This window comes from Ruegeria sp. HKCCD7628 (assembly GCF_057221005.1).
The window spans coordinates 95,976-114,824 of record NZ_JBWVBA010000004.1 but is presented as its reverse complement, the minus strand read 5'-3'; the positions used below and the strand labels follow the sequence as shown (position 1 = coordinate 114,824).

20 protein-coding genes and 1 pseudogene are annotated in these 18,849 nt (G+C 58.9%); 12 read left to right on the top strand and 9 right to left on the bottom strand.

Going from position 1 to position 18,849, the window contains the following annotated elements:
- Nucleotides 1-93: 93 nt before the first annotated feature.
- The 5 genes from AC2TAD_RS11050 to AC2TAD_RS11030 are packed head-to-tail and all read left to right on the top strand — an operon-like array spanning nt 94 to nt 3,320.
- On the top strand, nt 94-696 hold the full coding sequence (locus tag AC2TAD_RS11050; RefSeq protein ID WP_170753154.1) for a VOC family protein: 603 nt from the start codon (nt 94-96) through the stop codon (nt 694-696).
- Nucleotides 693-1,217, top strand: a complete 525-nt coding sequence (locus AC2TAD_RS11045; RefSeq protein WP_480867679.1) for an N-acetyltransferase family protein — start codon at nt 693-695, stop codon at nt 1,215-1,217. Before AC2TAD_RS11050 ends, AC2TAD_RS11045 begins: the two co-directional genes overlap by 4 nt.
- A 9-nt stretch (nt 1,218-1,226) precedes the next feature.
- Nucleotides 1,227-1,907 (top strand): molecular chaperone DjiA, encoded by a 681-nt coding sequence (locus AC2TAD_RS11040; protein WP_170352493.1) that lies wholly within the window; start codon nt 1,227-1,229, stop codon nt 1,905-1,907.
- Nucleotides 1,908-1,912: 5 nt separating this feature from the next.
- Complete coding sequence (locus AC2TAD_RS11035) at nt 1,913-2,911, top strand: endonuclease/exonuclease/phosphatase family protein (RefSeq protein WP_480867677.1); 999 nt, start codon at nt 1,913-1,915, stop codon at nt 2,909-2,911.
- A 37-nt stretch (nt 2,912-2,948) separates the two neighbouring features.
- Nucleotides 2,949-3,320, top strand: a complete 372-nt coding sequence (locus tag AC2TAD_RS11030) for a hypothetical protein (protein ID WP_480867676.1) — start codon at nt 2,949-2,951, stop codon at nt 3,318-3,320.
- 3 nt (nt 3,321-3,323) lie between these two features.
- Here AC2TAD_RS11030 and AC2TAD_RS11025 read toward each other — a convergent pair whose 3' ends face one another.
- The 5 genes and pseudogenes from AC2TAD_RS11025 to AC2TAD_RS11005 all read right to left on the bottom strand — a co-directional run bounded on the left by AC2TAD_RS11025 (nt 3,324) and on the right by AC2TAD_RS11005 (nt 9,110).
- Entirely contained in the window at nt 3,324-4,868 is a 1,545-nt protein-coding gene (locus AC2TAD_RS11025; RefSeq protein WP_170753146.1) for a Ppx/GppA family phosphatase, read from the bottom strand.
- Between the two features lie 49 nt (nt 4,869-4,917).
- Nucleotides 4,918-5,607: a P-loop NTPase family protein gene (locus tag AC2TAD_RS11020; RefSeq protein WP_480867674.1), complete on the bottom strand. Its 690-nt coding sequence runs from the start codon at nt 5,605-5,607 to the stop codon at nt 4,918-4,920.
- Entirely contained in the window at nt 5,608-6,681 is a 1,074-nt protein-coding gene (locus AC2TAD_RS11015) for an AI-2E family transporter (protein ID WP_170352498.1), read from the bottom strand. It abuts the gene before it with no gap.
- Between the two features lie 91 nt (nt 6,682-6,772).
- Entirely contained in the window at nt 6,773-7,747 is a 975-nt protein-coding gene (locus AC2TAD_RS11010) for an isopenicillin N synthase family dioxygenase (RefSeq protein ID WP_480867672.1), read from the bottom strand.
- A gap of 17 nt (nt 7,748-7,764) precedes the next feature.
- Nucleotides 7,765-9,110, bottom strand: a pseudogene (locus tag AC2TAD_RS11005) (FAD-dependent oxidoreductase).
- Between the two features lie 167 nt (nt 9,111-9,277).
- Here AC2TAD_RS11005 and proS point away from each other — a divergent pair.
- Together proS and AC2TAD_RS10995 are read left to right on the top strand one after the other, a co-directional pair.
- Nucleotides 9,278-10,618, top strand: a complete 1,341-nt coding sequence (proS, locus tag AC2TAD_RS11000; protein WP_170753139.1) for a proline--tRNA ligase — start codon at nt 9,278-9,280, stop codon at nt 10,616-10,618.
- Nucleotides 10,602-11,492: a glycosyltransferase family 2 protein gene (locus tag AC2TAD_RS10995; protein ID WP_480867670.1), complete on the top strand. Its 891-nt coding sequence runs from the start codon at nt 10,602-10,604 to the stop codon at nt 11,490-11,492. Before proS ends, AC2TAD_RS10995 begins: the two co-directional genes overlap by 17 nt.
- Here AC2TAD_RS10995 and AC2TAD_RS10990 read toward each other — a convergent pair.
- Nucleotides 11,489-11,845 (bottom strand): hypothetical protein, encoded by a 357-nt coding sequence (locus AC2TAD_RS10990; RefSeq protein WP_480867668.1) that lies wholly within the window; start codon nt 11,843-11,845, stop codon nt 11,489-11,491. The genes AC2TAD_RS10995 and AC2TAD_RS10990 overlap by 4 nt on opposite strands.
- 327 nt (nt 11,846-12,172) lie before the next feature.
- Here AC2TAD_RS10990 and AC2TAD_RS10985 point away from each other — a divergent pair, with 327 nt between their 5' ends.
- The 3 genes from AC2TAD_RS10985 (at nt 12,173) to AC2TAD_RS10975 (ending at nt 15,199) form a co-directional block, all read left to right on the top strand.
- Nucleotides 12,173-13,159 carry a DUF6492 family protein gene (locus AC2TAD_RS10985; protein ID WP_480867666.1) on the top strand — a complete coding sequence of 329 codons (987 nt, stop codon included), beginning with the start codon at nt 12,173-12,175 and terminating at the stop codon, nt 13,157-13,159.
- 65 nt (nt 13,160-13,224) lie between these two features.
- Nucleotides 13,225-14,520 (top strand): lipoprotein-releasing ABC transporter permease subunit, encoded by a 1,296-nt coding sequence (locus AC2TAD_RS10980; RefSeq protein WP_480867665.1) that lies wholly within the window; start codon nt 13,225-13,227, stop codon nt 14,518-14,520.
- Nucleotides 14,513-15,199 carry an ABC transporter ATP-binding protein gene (locus AC2TAD_RS10975; RefSeq protein WP_170753129.1) on the top strand — a complete coding sequence of 229 codons (687 nt, stop codon included), beginning with the start codon at nt 14,513-14,515 and terminating at the stop codon, nt 15,197-15,199. The genes AC2TAD_RS10980 and AC2TAD_RS10975 overlap by 8 nt, the downstream gene beginning before the upstream one ends.
- On the opposite strand, the gene AC2TAD_RS10970 is transcribed toward AC2TAD_RS10975, so the two are convergent.
- Nucleotides 15,183-15,620: a DMT family transporter gene (locus AC2TAD_RS10970; RefSeq protein ID WP_170352507.1), complete on the bottom strand. Its 438-nt coding sequence runs from the start codon at nt 15,618-15,620 to the stop codon at nt 15,183-15,185. The genes AC2TAD_RS10975 and AC2TAD_RS10970 overlap by 17 nt on opposite strands.
- A gap of 92 nt (nt 15,621-15,712) precedes the next feature.
- On the opposite strand from AC2TAD_RS10970, the gene AC2TAD_RS10965 reads away from it, so the two are divergent.
- The gene (locus tag AC2TAD_RS10965; RefSeq protein ID WP_170753127.1) at nt 15,713-16,114 is read left to right on the top strand and encodes a c-type cytochrome; all 402 of its coding nucleotides are present in this window, start codon (nt 15,713-15,715) and stop codon (nt 16,112-16,114) included.
- Nucleotides 16,115-16,116: 2 nt separating this feature from the next.
- On the opposite strand, the gene AC2TAD_RS10960 is transcribed toward AC2TAD_RS10965, so the two are convergent.
- Both AC2TAD_RS10960 and AC2TAD_RS10955 read right to left on the bottom strand, forming a co-directional pair.
- The gene (locus AC2TAD_RS10960) at nt 16,117-16,803 is read right to left on the bottom strand and encodes a hypothetical protein (protein ID WP_170352509.1); all 687 of its coding nucleotides are present in this window, start codon (nt 16,801-16,803) and stop codon (nt 16,117-16,119) included.
- A 41-nt stretch (nt 16,804-16,844) separates the two neighbouring features.
- A complete protein-coding gene (locus AC2TAD_RS10955; protein WP_480867663.1) occupies nt 16,845-17,507 on the bottom strand; it encodes a DNA-3-methyladenine glycosylase I in 663 nt (220 codons plus the stop codon).
- A gap of 391 nt (nt 17,508-17,898) precedes the next feature.
- Here AC2TAD_RS10955 and AC2TAD_RS10950 point away from each other — a divergent pair, with 391 nt between their 5' ends.
- On the top strand, nt 17,899-18,849 hold the full coding sequence (locus AC2TAD_RS10950) for an ABC transporter substrate-binding protein (RefSeq protein WP_480867661.1): 951 nt from the start codon (nt 17,899-17,901) through the stop codon (nt 18,847-18,849).

The window sequence follows — 18,849 nt, the reverse complement described above, 5'->3', positions numbered from 1 at the left end:
GATTTTTCGACGAAAAATCTTGTGATCCCGGCGCTTTGACGGAAACATGCGACCAGACCCAAAAGGTCTGGTCGCACTACGTTGGAGGCACTCATGTTACTGGATCATCTGGCCGTCTCAGGCGAAACCGTTGAGGAGGCTGCAGCCCATATCGAAGACGCGCTGGGTGTGACCCTGCAAGAGGGTGGCAAACACGAAGCCTTCGGAACACATAATCGTCTACTAGGGTTGGCCGATGGATTGTATCTCGAAGCCATTGCAATCGACCCGGCCGCACCCAATCCCGAGCGAACACGCTGGTTCGATCTGGATCGGTTCGAGGGCCCTCCGCGTTTGACCAATTGGATTTGCCAGGTGCCGAGTATTGACGCGGCGCTGGATGTGTTCCCCGATGGTGTTGGACATCCAATCGACTTGGCCCGGGGTGCGTTGCGGTGGCAGATGGCGGTCCCACCGAGTGGTCGTTTGCCTTTCGACAACCTGTTTCCGGCTCTTATTCAATGGCATGGCGATCTGCACCCGGCGCGGATGTTAACGCAAAGCGGTTGCCGATTGCGCCGCTTGGTGGTCTCGCATCCGGAAGGTCTGGAGCTTGCGAAACTGTTGGGCCAGATGGAGGGCGTGGTTTTCGACAGCGGTGCTGCGGCATTGCGGGCGGAGTTTGAGACACCGCATGGACCGCGCGTGTTGGAATGAAAATTCGTCAGGCTCGGGTGGCGGATGCCAAGGCAATCGCGGACATTGCGAATACTATCATTCGGGACACACTGATCACCTTTACGACGGCGGAACGCAACACCGACAGCATTGCAGAGGATATCCGACAACGGGACCGCGCCTATCTGGTGGTTGAAGACGCCGCTTTGGTTCAGGGATTTGCCACCTATGGCCCGTTCCGATCCGGCCCCGGATATGCCCAATGCCGCGAGCATTCTGTTCAGTTATCAGAGCAAGCACGCGGCAAAGGCGCGGGGAGGGCCCTGATGGCTGCACTGGAAGAAGTCGCGCGGCATGAGGACGTTCATGTGTTGGTCGCCGGCATCTCATCGGCCAATCCGGGGGCTGAGGCGTTCCATGCAGCGCTTGGGTTCCAACATGTCGGACGGATGCCCGAGGTAGGATACAAATGGGGCAAACGGCTGGATCTTGTGCTAATGCAGAAAATTCTTGCCCCCAAGCCACTAGTCGCACCTGACACCGGCGTTTTCAAAGGCTAGGGTGCGCTCATGTCGATCTGGACTCGCATATCCGATGCGCTAAGCGCGCTTGCCAAGGGCGAAAGCCTGACTGCTGTTTTCGAAAAGCTGCGTACGCCGCCTGAACGGTCGGTGGCCTTTACGATCGCAGTGATCGCGCTGGGCGCCAAGATGGCCAAGGCCGATGGGCAAGTAACCCGAGATGAAGTCACCGCATTTCGTGATGTCTTTCAGATCGCGCGCGAAGATGAGGCAGACGCCGCACGTGTGTTCGACATGGCCCGAACCGACGTTGCGGGGTATCAGGAATATGCCCGCAAGATCGCGGGGATGTTTGCCGATGACAGCACCACCTTCTGCGATTTGATGGAGGGGCTGTTCCACATCGCCATGGCGGATGGGTTCTACCACCCCAACGAAAACGAGTTTCTGGAAGAGGTCAGCCGCATCTTTGGCCAGACCGAGGCGCAATTTCTGGCCTTGCGCGCGCGGTTTGTCCCGGATGCGCCTAATGATCCCTACATTGTGTTGGGTGTTCCGCGAGATATGCCATTACTTGATATCCGAAAGGTCTGGCGGCAATTGGTGCGCGAAACCCATCCCGACGCGATGATGGCACGTGGCGTCCCCGAAGAGGCGATCCGACTGGCCGAGAAAAAGATGATCGACATCAACCGCGCATGGGATGAGATCAACGGCGCTCGGGCCTGACCGCAATGCGGTTGGCGACCTACAATATCGAGTGGTTCGCCAATCTTTTTGATCGTCAGGACAAGCTGATTGTCGACGACAGTTGGTCCGGCAGGCACAACATCACCAAGGCGGAACAGGTTGAGGCGATTGCCAAAGTTTTGACGGCCGTAGATGCGGACGCGATGCTCATAGTCGAAGCGCCTAACACTGGTAAGACCCAGAACACTGTGCGCGCGTTGCAGCGCTTTGCCGAAGCATTTGATCTGCGCACCAGTCACGCGGTGATGGGTTTTGCCAACGACACGCATCAGGAACTGTCGCTGATGTATGACCCGATGGCCATGGCAGTAAATCACGACCCGAAGGGGACGGGTGACAAGAACGCCCCGCGGTTTGACGGCGTGTTTCATATTGACCTCGACATCGACGCGACCGAAGACCGCGTTCGGTTTTCAAAGCCTCCGATGGAGCTATTGGTGCGGACACCGGCGGGTGGGCGCTTTCGTCTGATCGGCGCGCACCTGAAGTCAAAAGCCCCTCATGGGGCCGAAAGCCGGGATGAGGCTATACGAATCTCGATCGCCAATCGACGCAAGCAATTGGCTCAGGCGGTGTGGCTGTCGCGGCGGGTAGGGGCCCATTTAGACGCGGCAGAACCCGTGATCCTGATGGGCGATCTGAACGATGGACCGGGGCTGGATGAGTTTGAAAACCTGTTCGGCCGATCCTCGGTCGAGATTTTGTTGCAAGCGGGCCTGTTCGACCCTCACGCGGTCGAGGCCTATGCGGATCAACCGGGTAGTTTGTTTTCGACGGCGCGCTTTGCGCGCCCGACCGAAGGTGAGTATCTTGAGGCTCTACTGGACTACATCATGATCAGCGAGGAATTGCGGGCGTGCAGTCCGCAATGGCGCATCTGGCATCCTTTTCATGATCCCGCCTGCCTGGCTGTGAAGGACTTGCATCAAGCGCTTTTGACCGCATCCGATCATTTCCCCGTCACACTGGATATTGATCTGTGACCTTACATGACCGGCCTGATGGCTCTATATTGCCAGTATGAGACATTTCATCACGATCTGCGCGATTTCCGTAGCCTTGACCCACCCGGCCCACGCTGAAGATGACAGCGGCCCGTCGCTGATGGAGCAAGGCGCCGAACTGTTCTTTGAAGGGCTGCGAAAGGAAATGGAACCAGCGTTCGATGAATTGCTGGGGCTGGCTGATCAGTTTGGACCAGCGATGCAGTCTTTCATGGCCGAGATGGGTCCAGCGCTTGCGGATCTGGCTGCCGAGATCGAGGACTGGAGCACCTATGAGGTCCCGGAAATCCTGCCCAATGGCGATATCATTATCCGCAAAAAGCCTGAAACACCCGAAATCGAACCGGTACAGCCGCAGGACGCGCCGGAAGGTGAGATTGATATCTAAGGCTCAGCCTTTGATCACAACGCGGGTTTCCGACCTCAGTGCAGACGCCAGTGAATTCAGGCGCGCTTGGGCCACTTCGCTGAAGAGCGAGGCAGCGGTTTCAGGCAAAAACAGTTCAAGCTGTCGCTTTTTTGGATAAAAGCGCAACTTACCCATCGTGGCGTCGTTCTGCATCCAAAGCATCGCGCCGAACCGCATGGCTTTGCCCAGAATCTCGGCCTGTTTCTGGCCGCTTTCATCTAACAGGTCATAAAGCGGTGCAAACCGATTATCTTCGCGCTTGTTGCGGTATCGGTGCTGCAGGGCAAGCCCGATGAATACCCGCTCGGAGTGTTTTAGGCCCCCCAAATTGGCGCGTGTGACATAGTCAAAGCAGGTCTCGGCCCGGTAGTCGGGATGCGCGCGCCAACTTACATCATGCAGCAGGCAAGCCGCCTTGATCAGACGCACCCGTGCGTCGGGGGCGGATTTGAACAAGGGCATCACGAAGTCAAACAAGTGTTTGCTGAACCCGGGCAAGCGAGCATCTTTCGCCTCATAAAATCGACTGGCTTCGATCAATGGATCGCGGTCGCGCAGGATTTGCGGCATCTGTTCGTATAGCAAGCCTTCACGGATGCCATAGCTTGAGATCGCGATATCCTTAGGTTTGAACGTCCGCACCAACCGGGCCAGTACATCCATCGCAAAGGGCATCAACGCCATACGAGAGCCAGACACACCAGCAAGGCTTCGCAGCTTGTCCGGGTCGCCCTTTTCAATGAATTTTATTGTCTCGTGAACCTGTTTGGTGGTCATGCGGTATTCATGCAGCACGTTCAGCGGATAGCCCCGGCGCAACATGTCCAACCGTGCAAAAGCACGCCAACTGCCACCGACCAGAAACAGCCGGTCACGCTGCGGCCCCATTTGATCGCGCAGCTCTTCCATCGTGGCTTTGATATGTGCTTTGCGCGCCCGTCGCCCACCTTTGATATCGCGCAGCTTGAGCGGACCAAGGGCCGATGTCACGCGGCGGCCCACATCGCCGCCTCCGATCTCGGCCAGTTCCATCGAAGACCCGCCGATGTCGCAGATCAAGCCATAGGCTCCGGGCCAGCCCAACAGGACGCCTTGCGCAGACAGGCGCGCCTCTTCACCGCCGTCGATAACCGAGACGGTCAGGCCAGTTTCGGCAAACACCTCTTTGCAGAAGGCAGGCCCATCTGTGGCTTCGCGCACCGCAGCCGTCGCGACAACATGCAGGCCCGGCAGCCCCAAATCCTGGGCCAGTTGTGCAAACCGACGCAGGGCAGCCAATGCGCGTTCCCGTCCGCGTGGGTTCAGACGCCCGGTCTCGGACAGGCCTGCGCCCAGTTCGCACATAACTTTTTCGTTGTAGAAATAGGCTGGCGACCGTGCTGCACCGTCAAAGATAACCATTCGGACCGAGTTCGATCCAACGTCGACCACTCCGACACGCGACAGGGCGCGGGCCTCGGGGTTGTCGAATAGCGGTTTTCCGAAAGGCCCCCAGTCGGGGATGTCTGTGTCGACGGTCTGATCCATGTCTCTTCCAGATATTCCGTGCTTAGAATGCGAAATCGTCGGGTTTGGGTCAATCGTCAGATGCGACATCACCTACGTCCGAGTTCAAAACACGCACAGCCAGCGAGCGGGTGATGTCACGTTTTTCAGTCAAAGCCACCAAATCCAACTGCGCGACAACATTTGCGGCTGTCTCGAACCTACGATCCATGTGTTTCACAAGGTAGGATATCACCTCGGGGCCCGGGTTAAGCTGTCGGTCCAGAAACAGTTTAGCCAGAACCGCCCCCAAAAGGGCGTCGTCTGGCGGGTCCAGTGCTACGTGGTGTGCCCCCTCGATCCGGCTTTGAAGGTCAGGCAGCGGCAGTTCCCAGAACTTCGGAGCCATGCGCCCTGTCATCAACAGAGCGTTGCCTTCCGCCAACGTCAAGTTGTGCAAATGGAACAACGTCTTTTGGAGGTCGGGATCACCGGCGATCATCGGCACGTCTTCCACAGCAATCGGCGTGCTGGCCAGTGCGGGTACATCGTCATAGCGCAGATCACGGGCCTGAATAATCCGGCCTCCGGTCTCAGCCGCCCAGACATGGGCCAGGTGAGTCTTTCCCGCGCCCGCCGGGCCGCTTAGCACCAGCTTGTTGCCGGGCCACGAGGTCGCAGAAATCATCGCCACCGCCAGCGCATTGGCAGGCGAGACAAAGAAATCCTCGCGGCCCAAGGCGGTTTTGGCCGGCAGGTCAAAGCTCAGTTGGCGGGGCATTTATTCGTCGTCCTGTTGAAGCCCTTCAAGGCCCGTATACAAGCGGCTGTCCAGATAAAGAGAGGTCATGAACCGGGCCACAACACCCAGTGCCGCCGCGACCGGAACCGCCACCAGCATCCCGACAAATCCGAACATGGCGCCAAACACCGATAAAGCCAGCAAAAGCCAGACAGGGTGCAAACCTACCGAACTGCCCACCAGCTTGGGGGTCAGGAAATTGCCCTCGGTCACTTGTCCCAGCGCGAAGATCCCGGCGACCAGCCCGATCTGCGCCCAGTCGCCCCAGAACTGAAACAGGGCCAGCCCGATTGCCAGCGATCCGCCGATCAGTGCGCCCAGATAGGGGATGAAGGTCACGAGCCCGGCGATAAAGCCCACGATCAGGCCAAACTGCAGGCCCACCGCCATCAGCGCCACGGCATAATAGGTGCCAAGGATCAGGCAGACCGTACCCATACCGCGCACGAACGAGGCCAAAACGGCGTCAATCTCGCTGGCCAGGCGCTTTATGGTGGGGGCGTGGTCGCGGGGCAACAGCTCTCCGACACGGGCGATCATACGGTCCCAGTCCAACAGCAGATAGACAGCGACAACGGGGACGATCACCAGCAGCACCACCACATTGATCGCGGATCCCAGCGACGCCGCCACCGATTGCAGCACATCCCCGGTTTTGGATTGCAGCGTCTCGCCCAGCGAGACAAGGAATTGGTGCGAGCTGGATTCGCGGTCCAGCAGCGAGGGGAATTGTTGCTCGACAAACCCGCGCAGCTGTTTGATCAGGCTGGGCATGAACTCGACAAGGTCGATCAGCTGCGTGACCAGCGCGGGCACGACCATCAGGATCATCAGGACAAAGCCCAGAACTCCGACAACGGTTATAATCGCGGTTGCCGCCATGCGTGACAGCCCCAGATTTTCCAGCCGGTCGGCAACCGGGTCAAGAAAATAGGCAATCGCACCGCCAATTACGAAAGGCAAAAGCACATCGCCCAGCGCCCACATCAGGAACACGAAGACAACAGCGGCAATGCCCCAGTATCTGAGTTGGTCCTTCACTGGCAGCGCCATGCCCGTCCCCTTGTTGCCGGTTCTTGCATATGTTCTTGGCGTATGCGGCGCGGCGATGCAAGCGGTTCATGGGGCTGTGGATTTCTGCCCCTCAATCGGCAAGCGTTCCCAGTTCCGGCGTCGCCTCATCGGCATGTTCATCTGGCCAGTTGGTGCGCCATATCTCGGCCGACCAATGGCCGCAATGGACCGAAGGGCGGTCGAATCCGTCCAAAGGCTCCAGCAGCGGACGCACAACAACATCATGACGAGGTACAGCGAAATATGGGAAGGAATAGCGTTCTTGCCCAGATCGGTTGACAACCCGGTGTGGCGTGGATTTCAGGCGTCCACCGGACCAAAGCTCTAGCATGTCACCGATATTCACGACAAACCCGCCAGGAGGGCAGTCCGGCGTGATCCAGCCGCCTTCGCGGGTCTGAACCTCCAGCCCGCCGACGGGGTCGGGGGCGATGATGGTCAGGGCGTCGGTATCCTTGTGCGGGTGGATACCATATCCACCCTCATCCGGTGCCTGCGGCGGGTAATGCAGCAGGGTCATGTTGGTCATTGGATCGACAAAGGCATCGCGCAGGGCGCGCGCAGGCAGGGCCAGGCCGACCTCTAGCGCGCCCAGCAGGTGATCGGCCACCGTGTCCAGTTGCGACCAATAGCCCAGTATCGTGTCGCGCGCGCCGTCCACGCCCTTTGGCCAGAGGTTCGGGCCATACAGCGCGCAGTCCTGCCGGATCGGTGCATCGAGGGCCACGTCATAGTGCAGCTTGTAGCCCTCGTATTTGTCGGCCTTTCCCGATCCGTCATTCGGGGTAAAGAACCCCATCGGGATGTATCCGCGGTAATTCTCGCGGGTGATGGCCTGATCCCATTTGGCGCTTTCCTCGACCGCAAAGATATCGCGCACGCAGGCGCGCACGGCGTCTGCCGTATCGGGGGAAATGCCCGTGCCGGTGATCGACAGAAAGCCGATACCGGTGCCGGCGTCCATGATTTGCTGAACGGTGCTAGCGTAGTCCGAGTGCGCCGAGTCGCGCAGGGGGGTGATGTCGATGGTTGGGATATGCTGCATCAGTGAATCCGCACGCCCTAACGATCGAGTTCTTTGTGGCCGGGGGCGAGGTTCATCGTGTCGACCTCCTGATTGCTTTTCAACGATAGCGCAGCGGCGATGCCTGCGCCTTGGCCCATGACAGCGCAGTAGGCCATGTTGCGTGTGGCGGCATGGGCCACTTTGTCGGCTCCGTGGGAGCGGCCCGCGACCAGCAACCCTTTGATTCCCTTGGGGAGCATCGAACGATAGGGCACCTGCATATACCGCCCCGTGGTGGGTAGGATCAGGATGCCATAGCCGTCAATGAATTCGGGGTAGATGCCGATCGTATCTTCGAACCGGCCCTGATGGCGGGCGTCATCCTCGGTCATGTTGTAGACCGCGTCGATCTTGCGTGTGTCACGGATACCGATGGTCATGCCGAAATTTCGCAGCCGCGCGTTTTCGCAGCCCGGCATGAAACGGCGCAGCGCCTCAATGGCCAGCATCGACTGACGGCGGCCCTCGATCTCGCCCCGCGTCAAGCTGTCGGGATCGGTGCCGTCAATCTCGGCCAGATGGATGAGGTTCATATAGGTCAGCTCACCCGTATCATGCATCGCACCCCACGTGCCTGCGATGGTGTTCAGGTGCGGCGGGATCATCCCTGCATCAATCGCCTGTTGGAAGGGCTTGTGAACGAAGGGCGAGAACATGTCATCCTCTTTCCCCGAGGTCTCGATATTCCACTCACCGCCGCCGCCCCAGTCCTTGTAGGTCTGCGGATCGGCCTTGACGCCCTCCATAAACGCGCGCTTGTCGACACCGGCCAGATGAAACATGACCGAGGCCGCCATCATATCCTCGCGCGCGGTTTTATGGGTCGGGGCACCGGCGCGGTGGGCGACATCTGCGTCGCCGGTGGCGTCGATTACAACGCGGGCCAGAATCGCCTCGCGCCCCGCTTTGGATTCGGTGATGATGCCGGTGATCCGGTTGCCGTCCATGATCGGGGCCACGAACTGACGGTGCAGCATCGGATGCACACCCGCCTCTTCGACCAGTTTGTCGGCGACCAGCTTGAACCCCTCGCTGTCCAGCTCATAACTCAGCGACTGGCTTTCCGCACCGCCGCGCCCATGTCCTTGGCGCGGGTCTCAAACTCCATGCCGATGCCGCCTGCCTCGACCGTTTGTTCGTGGCGATACCATGCGAACCCCTCTACCCCCACGGCGGTGATATTGCCGCCCATGCAGCCAAAGCGGTCAACCAGTGACACTTCGGCCCCGGCGCGCGCGGCGGCCAAAGCGGCGGCCAACCCGGCGGGGCCAGAGCCCACGACCAGAACATCCGTCTGGTGAACAACAGGAATTTGACGGGCGGGTTCCGAGATTGTCTGCATCGGGGCCTCACATTTTTACATTCCTGTCACATTTGAGGTTCCTGACTGGCGGGTCAATAAAAAATGCGACGGGCCGGGGGTCGCAAAAACGCCATTGCGTGATTGCCCCCGGCGAGGCTTTGGCATAATCACCTTGCAGCGAAATTTTCACCTTTGAAGGTCCTCCCATGCGCCTGAGCCGTTACTTTCTGCCCGTTCTCAAGGAAAACCCCTCCGAGGCTCAGATCGTCAGTCACCGGCTGATGCTGCGCGCGGGCATGATCAAGCAGGCTTCGGCCGGGATTTACTCGTGGCTACCGATGGGCTTCAAAGTGCTGCGCAAGCTGGAAAACATCATCCACGAAGAGCAGGCGCGCGCAGGCCATATCGCGATTCAGATGCCGATCATCCAATCGGCGGACCTGTGGCGCGAATCCGGGCGTTACGACGACTATGGTCAGGAAATGCTGCGGATGAAGGACCGGCATGACCGGGATATGTTGTTTACGCCGACTGCCGAGGAACTGGTGACGGATATCTTCCGTGGCCACGTCAACAGCTACAAAGACCTGCCGCTGACCCTGTACCAGATCCAGTGGAAGTTCCGCGATGAAATCCGCCCGCGTTTCGGCGTGATGCGGGGGCGTGAGTTCTATATGAAGGACGGCTACAACTTCGACCTGACCAAAGAGGATGCGCTGCACGCTTATAACCGCCATCTGGTCAGCTATCTGCGCACCTATGAACGTATGGGCCTGCAAGCCATCCCGATGCGCGCCGATTCCGGCCCGATCGGTGGCGACGACACGCATGAATTCCTTGTGCTGGCCGATACGGGTGAATCCGAGGTCTTCTATGACAGCGCTGTCACCGATCTGAGTTTTGGTGATCGTCAGATCGACTATGACGACCGCGCGCAATGTCAGGCGATCTTGGAAGAGTTCACCTCGAAATATGCGCGCACCGATGAAACCCATGACGAGGCGCTGTTCAATCAGGTGCCCGAGGATCGCCGCCGTGTGGCGCGTGGGATCGAAGTAGGGCAGATCTTCTATTTCGGCACCAAGTATTCCGAGGCGATGGGCGCAACCGTTCAAGGCCCGGATGGCAAGCCGACGCCCGTTCACATGGGCAGCCACGGCATCGGCGTCAGCCGCCTGATCGGCGCCATCATAGAAGCCAGCCATGACGATAAGGGCATCATCTGGCCCGAAGGCGTAACCCCGTTCCATTGCGGCATCGTGAACCTGAAGCAGGGCGATGAAGAGGCAGATGCGGCCTGTGACAAGCTCTACGGTGCGCTGACTGCGTTGGGGCTGGAGCCGCTCTATGATGACCGCAACGAGCGGGCAGGTGGCAAATTCGCCACCATGGACCTGATCGGCCTGCCATGGCGCATCACCGTTGGTCCGCGCGGGTTGAAAAACGGTGTGGTTGAACTGACCTGCCGCCGCACTGGCGAGAGCGAGGAACTCAGCCCCGAGGCCGCCGTCACTAAGATCGCCGAGATCTATGAGCAAATCGGCTGACACAGACGCGCCGCTGATCTCGGTTGTCACGGCGACGCATAACCTGCTGTCCCAAGGGCGGCAGGATAGCTTTCGCGAGGTAATCGCGTGCATGGCCCGCCAGAACTGCTTGAGGGCCGAGCATATTATTCAGGACGGTGCCTCAACGGATGGCACCGTCCCGTTTCTTCAGGACGTCACTGCCAATGCAGAACGGACCCGCGTGATCAGCGAACCGGACCGCAACCTCTATGATGCGATGAACAAGGGGGCAGGGGCCGCGCGTGGTCAATACCTTTTGTTCCTGAACTCGGATGACTCACTCGCTTCGGATGACATCCTGAACATAGCCGCTGAACGTTTGACCGCGACCCGGCCCGACTTCCTGTACGGGTCCACCTTGCGCCGGTTCAAGGACGGGACGGAAAGCCGCGAAAAGCGCATGTCGCTGACTGCGATCCTGCAACGGATGCCGTTCTGCCATAACTCAGTCCTGATCCGGCGCGACGTGTTTGCGGCGCTGGGCGGCCATGATCCGCAATTCCGCGTGGCGGCCGACTATGACCTGATGCTGCGCATGATCACGGCCGGGTATCAGGGCGAACGGATGGATGAGCCGATCTCGATGTTTTGGGGACGTGGGGCCAGCAGTGACCCGGATGTGACGGCCCGAGACTATGCGCGGGTCTGGATGAAGTATTACGACGGGCGTAAAGCTGCGCGTGACTTGACCGAGGATGATTTCTGCCGGTTCTACCATCGCGGCCATATGCCCGCGAAACTGGTCCTTGGGCGGTTGATCGAACCGGGAACATGCGCCGGTATCAAAGCGGCGGCGCGCCACAGCCTGTGGAAGGCCACGCGGCGTTCAGTCCAGTTCTGGCGCAGCTTTTAAGCGCCGTTCACCGAAGGTCGGGCGGCCAGCAGGTCTCCGGTTTCACTGTCGCGTGCAACAACGATGGGGCGTCCCATCCGCTGCACCAGATCGCGAAACTCCAACCCCAGAAACCGCAGCCCGCAAATCCGTTTTGCCGTGGCGATTTCGGTGACACACAGCCGACCCTGCCGGAAGGCCAGTTGATACCCCTTGTCTTTGAGAATATCGGTGAGGCTGTTCCAACTTGCAGCACTTGCAAACAAAGGGCGGATCGCGGCCCTCAGCAATGCCGCTGTTTCGCAATCCAGTTCTGTTGATGCCTGCCGGGCCGAAATCGCGCCCGCTTTTTCTTTGTTTAGTCGAATACTCATGAGCGACCCCCGCTCTAAAAATTGTATTCCCCCAAAGTCAGGGTGACAAAGTTTCGAAAAATAATCAAAAAGCGAAATATTATTCCAACGAAAATGTTGCATTTTGAGTTCAGTCAATCACGCGAGCCCGGCATTGACTACATAGCTGAAACAGTCGCCGCTGGTCTGTGAACGGTATCACAACCTTTGGTTTTTAGAGGTTCGACTAAATCATCCTTACCTCGAATAGCGGTTTGCCGGAACCGACGACTGATTCGTGGTGTGGTTCGCTTGGACAGGTCGGCAAATGCTGCTAGATGAGCGGAAAAACGCAAAAAGGTCTGCGCGGTGCTGAGTTTCGCAACGGTTGTATATTCCAGGGACTTTCCTTTGCTGGAACTTCAGGCCCTTTCCTTCGCCCGGTTTGTTGATCCGGCGCAGGTCGGGTCGATCCATGTGATCATGAACGACGTTGATGAGGGTGCGTTGGGGCAGCGGATCGAGCCGATTCTACCTGCCTACGGAGCACTGCAAGACAAGGTGCGCGTCCTCAGTGGGGACGATGTTCTACTGGGGGAGGGTCATTGTGCGCGACGCCCGGCGCTGGATCGTGTGCTGATCGAGAACCGCTTTCGCATTCCGCTGATCCGCAAGGGCGGGTGGCGTGGCAACAATGGCTACCGCAATCAACAGATTCTGAAACTGGGCGCGGCGCGGGTCGCGGCCTCCGAGAATATGGTCATTCTGGACACCAAGAACCTGTTTCTGCGCCAGTTTGATGAGGCAGAGTTCTTTACGCCCGGTGGCGCGGCGCGCATCCCGTTCATTGACATTGAAAGTGATTTTCACCGCAACTGGCTGCTGCAAAGTTTGGATGCCCTAGGTGCGCCACGGTCTGATCCAGGGCAGATCAAGACGACAACCTTTGCCACGCCGTACCCTGTGCGCCGGTCGCTTGTCCTGTCTCTGCTGGATGAAATCAACGCGCGCTACGGCTCGGTTCAGGCCTTGTTCGCGTCGCGCAGGCGGCCCTCAGAGTTCATGCTGATGAACGCGTTTTGCCTGAAATCCCACGACGGTTACGCCCCATGGTTCGAAGAGGCGGAGTCTACAGCCATCGGGCTCTGGCCTACATATTCGACCGAGGCGCTGACGCAGTTGCTGGGACGGCTGGATGACCCGCGCAGTTTGACGCTTGGGTTGCACAACCGCGCCATCGCAAACCTGCCCCAGGATTTGCGCGACCGTGTCTTTCACGAGCTTGAGGCGCGCGGCATTTGCGACCGGAACCGGGCCGAGGCCGTTTTGCAGCAAACCGCAGCCCTGTCGGGATAACGCGCGGCTTGACCATTTGGCCAAATGCCGAAAGGGTCACGTCCAACAAAAACACCGGAGCAGGCATGGCCAAGACACCCCCGCCCTTTGCACCTTTTGAATGGAAAATCGCCTGGCGATACCTACGCGCGCGCCGCGCCGAGGGGGGCGTCAGCGTGATGACCTGGATCTCGCTGATCGGGATCACCTTGGCCGTGTTCGCTCTGATCGCCACGTTGGCTGTTCGATCGGGTTTCCGTGCCGAGTTTGTCGGCACCATTCTGGGGGCCAACGCGCATGTGACGGTTTATTCGGCTGGGAATTTTGATGCCCAGGGGCACGTAGATCGGACCATTGAAAACTACGATCAGGTGGCTGACAGGATCGGGCAGGTGCCGGGCGTTCAACGGGCGGCACCTTTGGTCAAGGGGCAAGTGCTGATCACCAACCGCGACCGCAGCAGCGGTGTCGAAGTTTTTGGGATACAGCCGGACGACTTGTTGGACCTGCCGGGCATCGCCGAAAGCGATCAGGCGGTTGGCGATCTGTTGGAATTCCAGAACGAGGTATTCGTTATTGCGATCGGTTCGGGCGTGGCGCGCAGTATCGGCGCGACAGTAGGGGATACAGTCAAGCTGACCTCGCCTAACGGGGTAAAGACTGCTTTTGGCACCTCGCCCCGCGTCAGCGCCTATCGGGTGGTTTATGTGTTTTCGGCCGGGCGCTATGACATCGACCGCACCCGTGTTTACATGCCGTTCGAACAGGCGCAGACCTTCTTTAACCGGGAAGGTGTGGCCGACGAGATCGAAGTTATGGTGGATGATCCGGAGAATCTGACACCCATTCTGATCCCCATCCTGGAAGCAGCAGGCGAACGCAGTCAGATATGGACATGGCAGGACGCCTCGGGCGGGTTCCTGCGCGCGCTTGAGGTCGAGGACAATGTGATGTTCATCATCCTGTCGATCCTTGTACTAATTGCGGCGATGAACATCGTCTCGGGTCTGATCATGCTGGTCAAGAACAAGGGGCGAGATATCGGCATCCTACGCACCATTGGCCTCAGCGAGGGGTCTGTCCTGCGCGTGTTCTTCATCTGCGGGTCATTTACGGGCATTATCGGCACCACGATGGGTGTGGTGTTGGGCTGTCTGTTTGCCATTTATATCGACCCGATCTTCAGCTTTGTGAATTTTGTCATGGGCGGCGGGGTCTGGGATCCTTCGATCCGGGGCATCTATGCGTTGCCGGCCGAGTTGCACTTGTCCGATGTGCTTAAGGCCGTGGGGCTGTCGCTTGGCTTGTCCTTCTTCGTCACCTATTTTCCGGCCCGTCGCGCGGCGCGGCTGAACCCGGTTGAGGCGCTGCGCTATGAGTGATGTGACATTGCGGCTGAACGGCCTGACCAAAACCTATCTGCAGGGCACACCGGGCGAGGTGCAGGTGCTGCGCGGCGTCGATCTGGACCTACGCGCGGGCGAGGCAGTTGCACTAGTGGCGCCCTCTGGGGCGGGCAAGTCGACGCTGCTGCATATTGCCGGGCTGCTGGACACGCCCGATAGCGGCACCGTTGAGATCGCGGGGCAGAGCATCGCAGGCAAAGGCGACCGCACCCGCACCGCGCTGCGGCGGCAGGATGTAGGCTTTGTCTATCAGTTCCACCATCTACTGCCCGAGTTCACAGCGCTGGAGAACATCACCCTGCCGCAACTGGCCAATGGTGTCTCCGAGAAGGCCGCACAGGACAGGGCGATGGCGCTGCTGGATCGCGTCGGTGTTGCGGCGCGCGCGGATCACCGCCCGGCGGCCCTGTCTGGGGGCGAGCAACAGCGGGTCGCCTTTTGCCGCGCGCTGGCCAACGCGCCGCGCGTATTGTTGGCGGATGAACCGACGGGCAATCTCGACCCCGAGACCTCGGATCAGGTGTTCGATGCGCTAATGGCATTGGTGCGGGACGAGGGGCTCTCGGCCCTGATCGCCACGCACAATATGGATCTGGCCGCGCGGATGGATCGCAAGCTGCGGTTGGATGGGGGCGTTCTTAAGCCAGTTGAGTGATCGCCACCCCGGCGGCCATCACGGCAATACCGCCCGCGCGTATCCATGTCAGCGGCGTGACTTGCGCACCGAACAGGCCGAAATGGTCTATGGCAGCGGCGCTGATCAACTGTCCGATCAACACGAAGAACACCGCGTTGCCCACACCGAAATGCGGGGCGACGTGGGTGATAGACAGAACGTAGAAGGCGATAAGCACACCCGCAAGCAGCAGGTGTCTTGGTGCCCCGGCGATTTTCGATAAGGCACCGAACCCCGGAAATAGCACCATGACGACCGCCGAAGATGCAAAGGCGATGGCGAACAGAACCACTGCGGCGGTCGTGGGGGAACCGATCATCTTGCCCAAAGCCGCGTTCAATGCGGCGAGGATGGGAACTCCGATTCCGGCGGCCAGCATGATGGCTGCGTATTGTGTCATGGCCCGTGTCCTATGGTTTCGTTGATCTGGATCATTGCGCCAAGCTGCCCAACGAGCAAGTCTGCAAATGTCAGTCGTGACAGGAGGATGCGATGATCAGACGGGTACTCGGGCTTGTTTCGATAGGGTTAGCAATGGGGTCTCAGGCCATAGCGCAGGATGTGCAAGAGGGTGCGAAACTGTACCAGCACTATTGCGCGACGTGCCACGGCATTGATGCTACCGGGCAGGGTCCTATGGCCGGGGTGCTGGTGATCCAGCCGACGGATTTGACCACATTGGCCAGCGCGGATGGTACTTTCCCGGTCGCACGTGTTGTCGCGCGGATTGACGGGCGCGATCCCTTGATCAGTCACGGCAGCCCTATGCCGGTCTACGGGCCATATTTCGATGGTCAGGATACTTCGATGAAAACACCTCAAGGGCAGCCAATTCTAACAAGCCAGCCAATCGTGGACTTAGTGGCGTACCTGCAAACGTTGCAAGCAAAATAGCCTTAACGGCAAATTCCCTCGACCTCAGCATCGGCCCAAGGGATCACCACGTCCCGTTCGCGGCGTTCGCCGGGCAGCGCCGCTAGGTCAAAGTGCTGTCCCAGCATTTCATGCAGCCGTTGCGTGCGCGGTGCTGTAGGGTCCAGTGCACGGCAGCAGATGTATTCCTCGACAATAGCGCCCTGCTGCTCGAACCCGTAGGACAGGAAATCGGGCGAGGTCGTCAGATCAAATTGATAAGGATCCGTATTGCCCCCATGCTCGGCCGCTGCACGCAATGGGTGATAGCCCGTGGTTTCCCGGTTCTGCCACTGCCACACGTGGGTCAATTCATGGGCCAGCAACATGGCGGCGATCAGGTCCATCTGTTCCGGAAACTCGGACATATAATCCTCGAGGTACCAGTCTTTCGTGAAGTAGACTTTGTTAAACAACGCGACGGCGGCAGGTTTTGCAGTGACCACGCCTTCCTTGGTTGGCGGCAGGATACGCTCTCGGCAGGCCAGGCGCGGACGGTCTTTGCGATAAAAGGTGATCGGCACGACCGGGGCGCCTTCGACCAAACGTACGTTCTTTAGGTCCAGCGTGTTGCCCTGAACAGCGCTTGCAAAGGCGACCTCGTTTTCCGTTAGGGGACGGCCGCACGAGTAAAGAAACAACAAAGACGTCATCAAAATGAGGCGCAACATGTTCCGACCTTAATCCCTGACCTTCAACCTGCAACCTGTTTTCAAACGCTCATAGCCAGAACGCGGCTGATTTCCGTGAGCGAACGCCCGGATTGATCCATCCACGTATTAAAAGCAGCCTGCACAGCGTTCATAGCTTTCTTCGAGGTCGGCGCTTTGTCTACGACGCCTTCGGCAATCAACCGTGCGGTGACGTCCTGCGAGAGAATGAAGCTGTCACGGCCTGCAAAGCGCATTGCGATCTGCGCCGAGGTTCCCCCCAAGCGCGCACCACGCTTACGCAGCATCTCAAGCAGACCGACGAAGTCGGTCGAAGGCCAGCCACCCAACACCCGGCCTGCACCACCTTCTTCACGCAGTTCCAGCAGAAAGGCTGCGTTGTCACGCACGGCGGCGATCTTGGTGCCGTTGCGCACGATTCGGGTATCTTGCAAGAGGGAGTCGAACTTTTCGTCGTTCATGAAGGCGCATCGGCCCACGTCAAAACCGTCGAACGCAGCCTCGAACCCGTCCCATTTGGACTCGATCACTTTCCAGCTGAAACCGGCCTGAAATATGCATTTGGTCATCACCGATAGCCAGCGGTCTTCTGGCAGATCCGCCAGTTCTTCAGGAGATTTGGGTGTCTCGAGCTGCGAATTCAGGGCGTCGGCGCCGCCATGTCGGTCGGCGGCCATCCGAAAGATATCGTCAAAATGGTGCATAGCGGTGTCCTTTCTGATCAGCGTTGCTTGTCAGGCCCGGGGTTTCAAGGCCCCGGATACTGGGCAAGGCCTAAGCGTTTCGGGAAAAAAGTTGGAAAATTGGAAAGAAACACTCGACAAATCAGGTGATTCTGGTTTGTGATTGACTGGTCAATCAATGTCCGTGCCCAGCGAAATGTGAAAACACGTGGGGGCGGGCTTTCGGTGCATGCCGGCAGGCGGGGGACATTTAGGTCGGTCGAGCGTATGATTTCCGCGCTAGACCCAACTGTTTGCTTTCCCTTTCCGGCTTTAATTGTGCATGTTGCGGCATGGTAATGTTGTGAGACAGCCCCCAAGGCGCGTGCTTGTGCCGGGGCGGGCGAAGCAAAAAAAGACAGGGAGAATGTCGATGAAAAAACTCAGTGTAAGCCTTTTGGCGATGACCGTTGCGGGCTCGGCTTTTGCGGCCGATATGGGCGCCGTGGATGAACCTATCAAATTGGCGATCAACGAGTGGACTGGTCAGCATGTGACCACCCATGTGGCCGGTGAGATGCTGAAAGCCGCAGGGTACAACGTGGAATATGTCACGGCTGGCATGATGAACCAGTTCCAGGCACTGGCCGATGGTGATATCGATGCGACGCTTGAAATCTGGTCGTCGAACGTTTCCGACGAATATGCCAAGAAGGTCGACGAAGGCACCGTTGTGGAAATCGGTGATCTGGGCCTGAACGCCAAGGAAGGCATCGCCTATCCTGCCCACGTGGCCGAACTGTGCCCGGGTCTGCCCGCATGGGAAGCTCTGAAAGACTGCGCGCAGGTTTTCGCAACGGCTGAAACGCTGCCCGGTGGTCGTTTGGTCGATTACCCGGCGGATTGGGGGACTCCTGGCGCGGACCGTATGACCGGTCTGGAACTGCCGTTCAAAGCCGTGCCCGCTGGTTCGGAAGGCGCTTTGATTGCCGAACTGCGTGCCTCGACCGAGCGGAAATCACCATTGCTGATCACCTTCTGGCAACCGCATTGGGCGATGTCCGCATATGACGTGCAATTCGTTGAGCTGCCTGCCGGTGAAGAAGCCTGTTTCAACGATCCCGCATGGGGTCCAAACCCCAACGCGGTGAATGATTGTGACTTCTCGCCCTCGCGCATCTTCAAGGCCAGCTGGAGCGGCATGGAAGACAAGTGGCCCGCAGCTTATGAAATTCTGACCAACTATCAGTTGGCAGTCGAAGATCAGCAGCCGATGATGGGCGCGATTGACGTCGACGGCGGTAAGGTCGAGGAAGTCGTCGCCGCATGGATGGCAGAAAACGAAGGCAAGTGGCGTCCGGTTGTTGACGCGGCAACTCAGTGA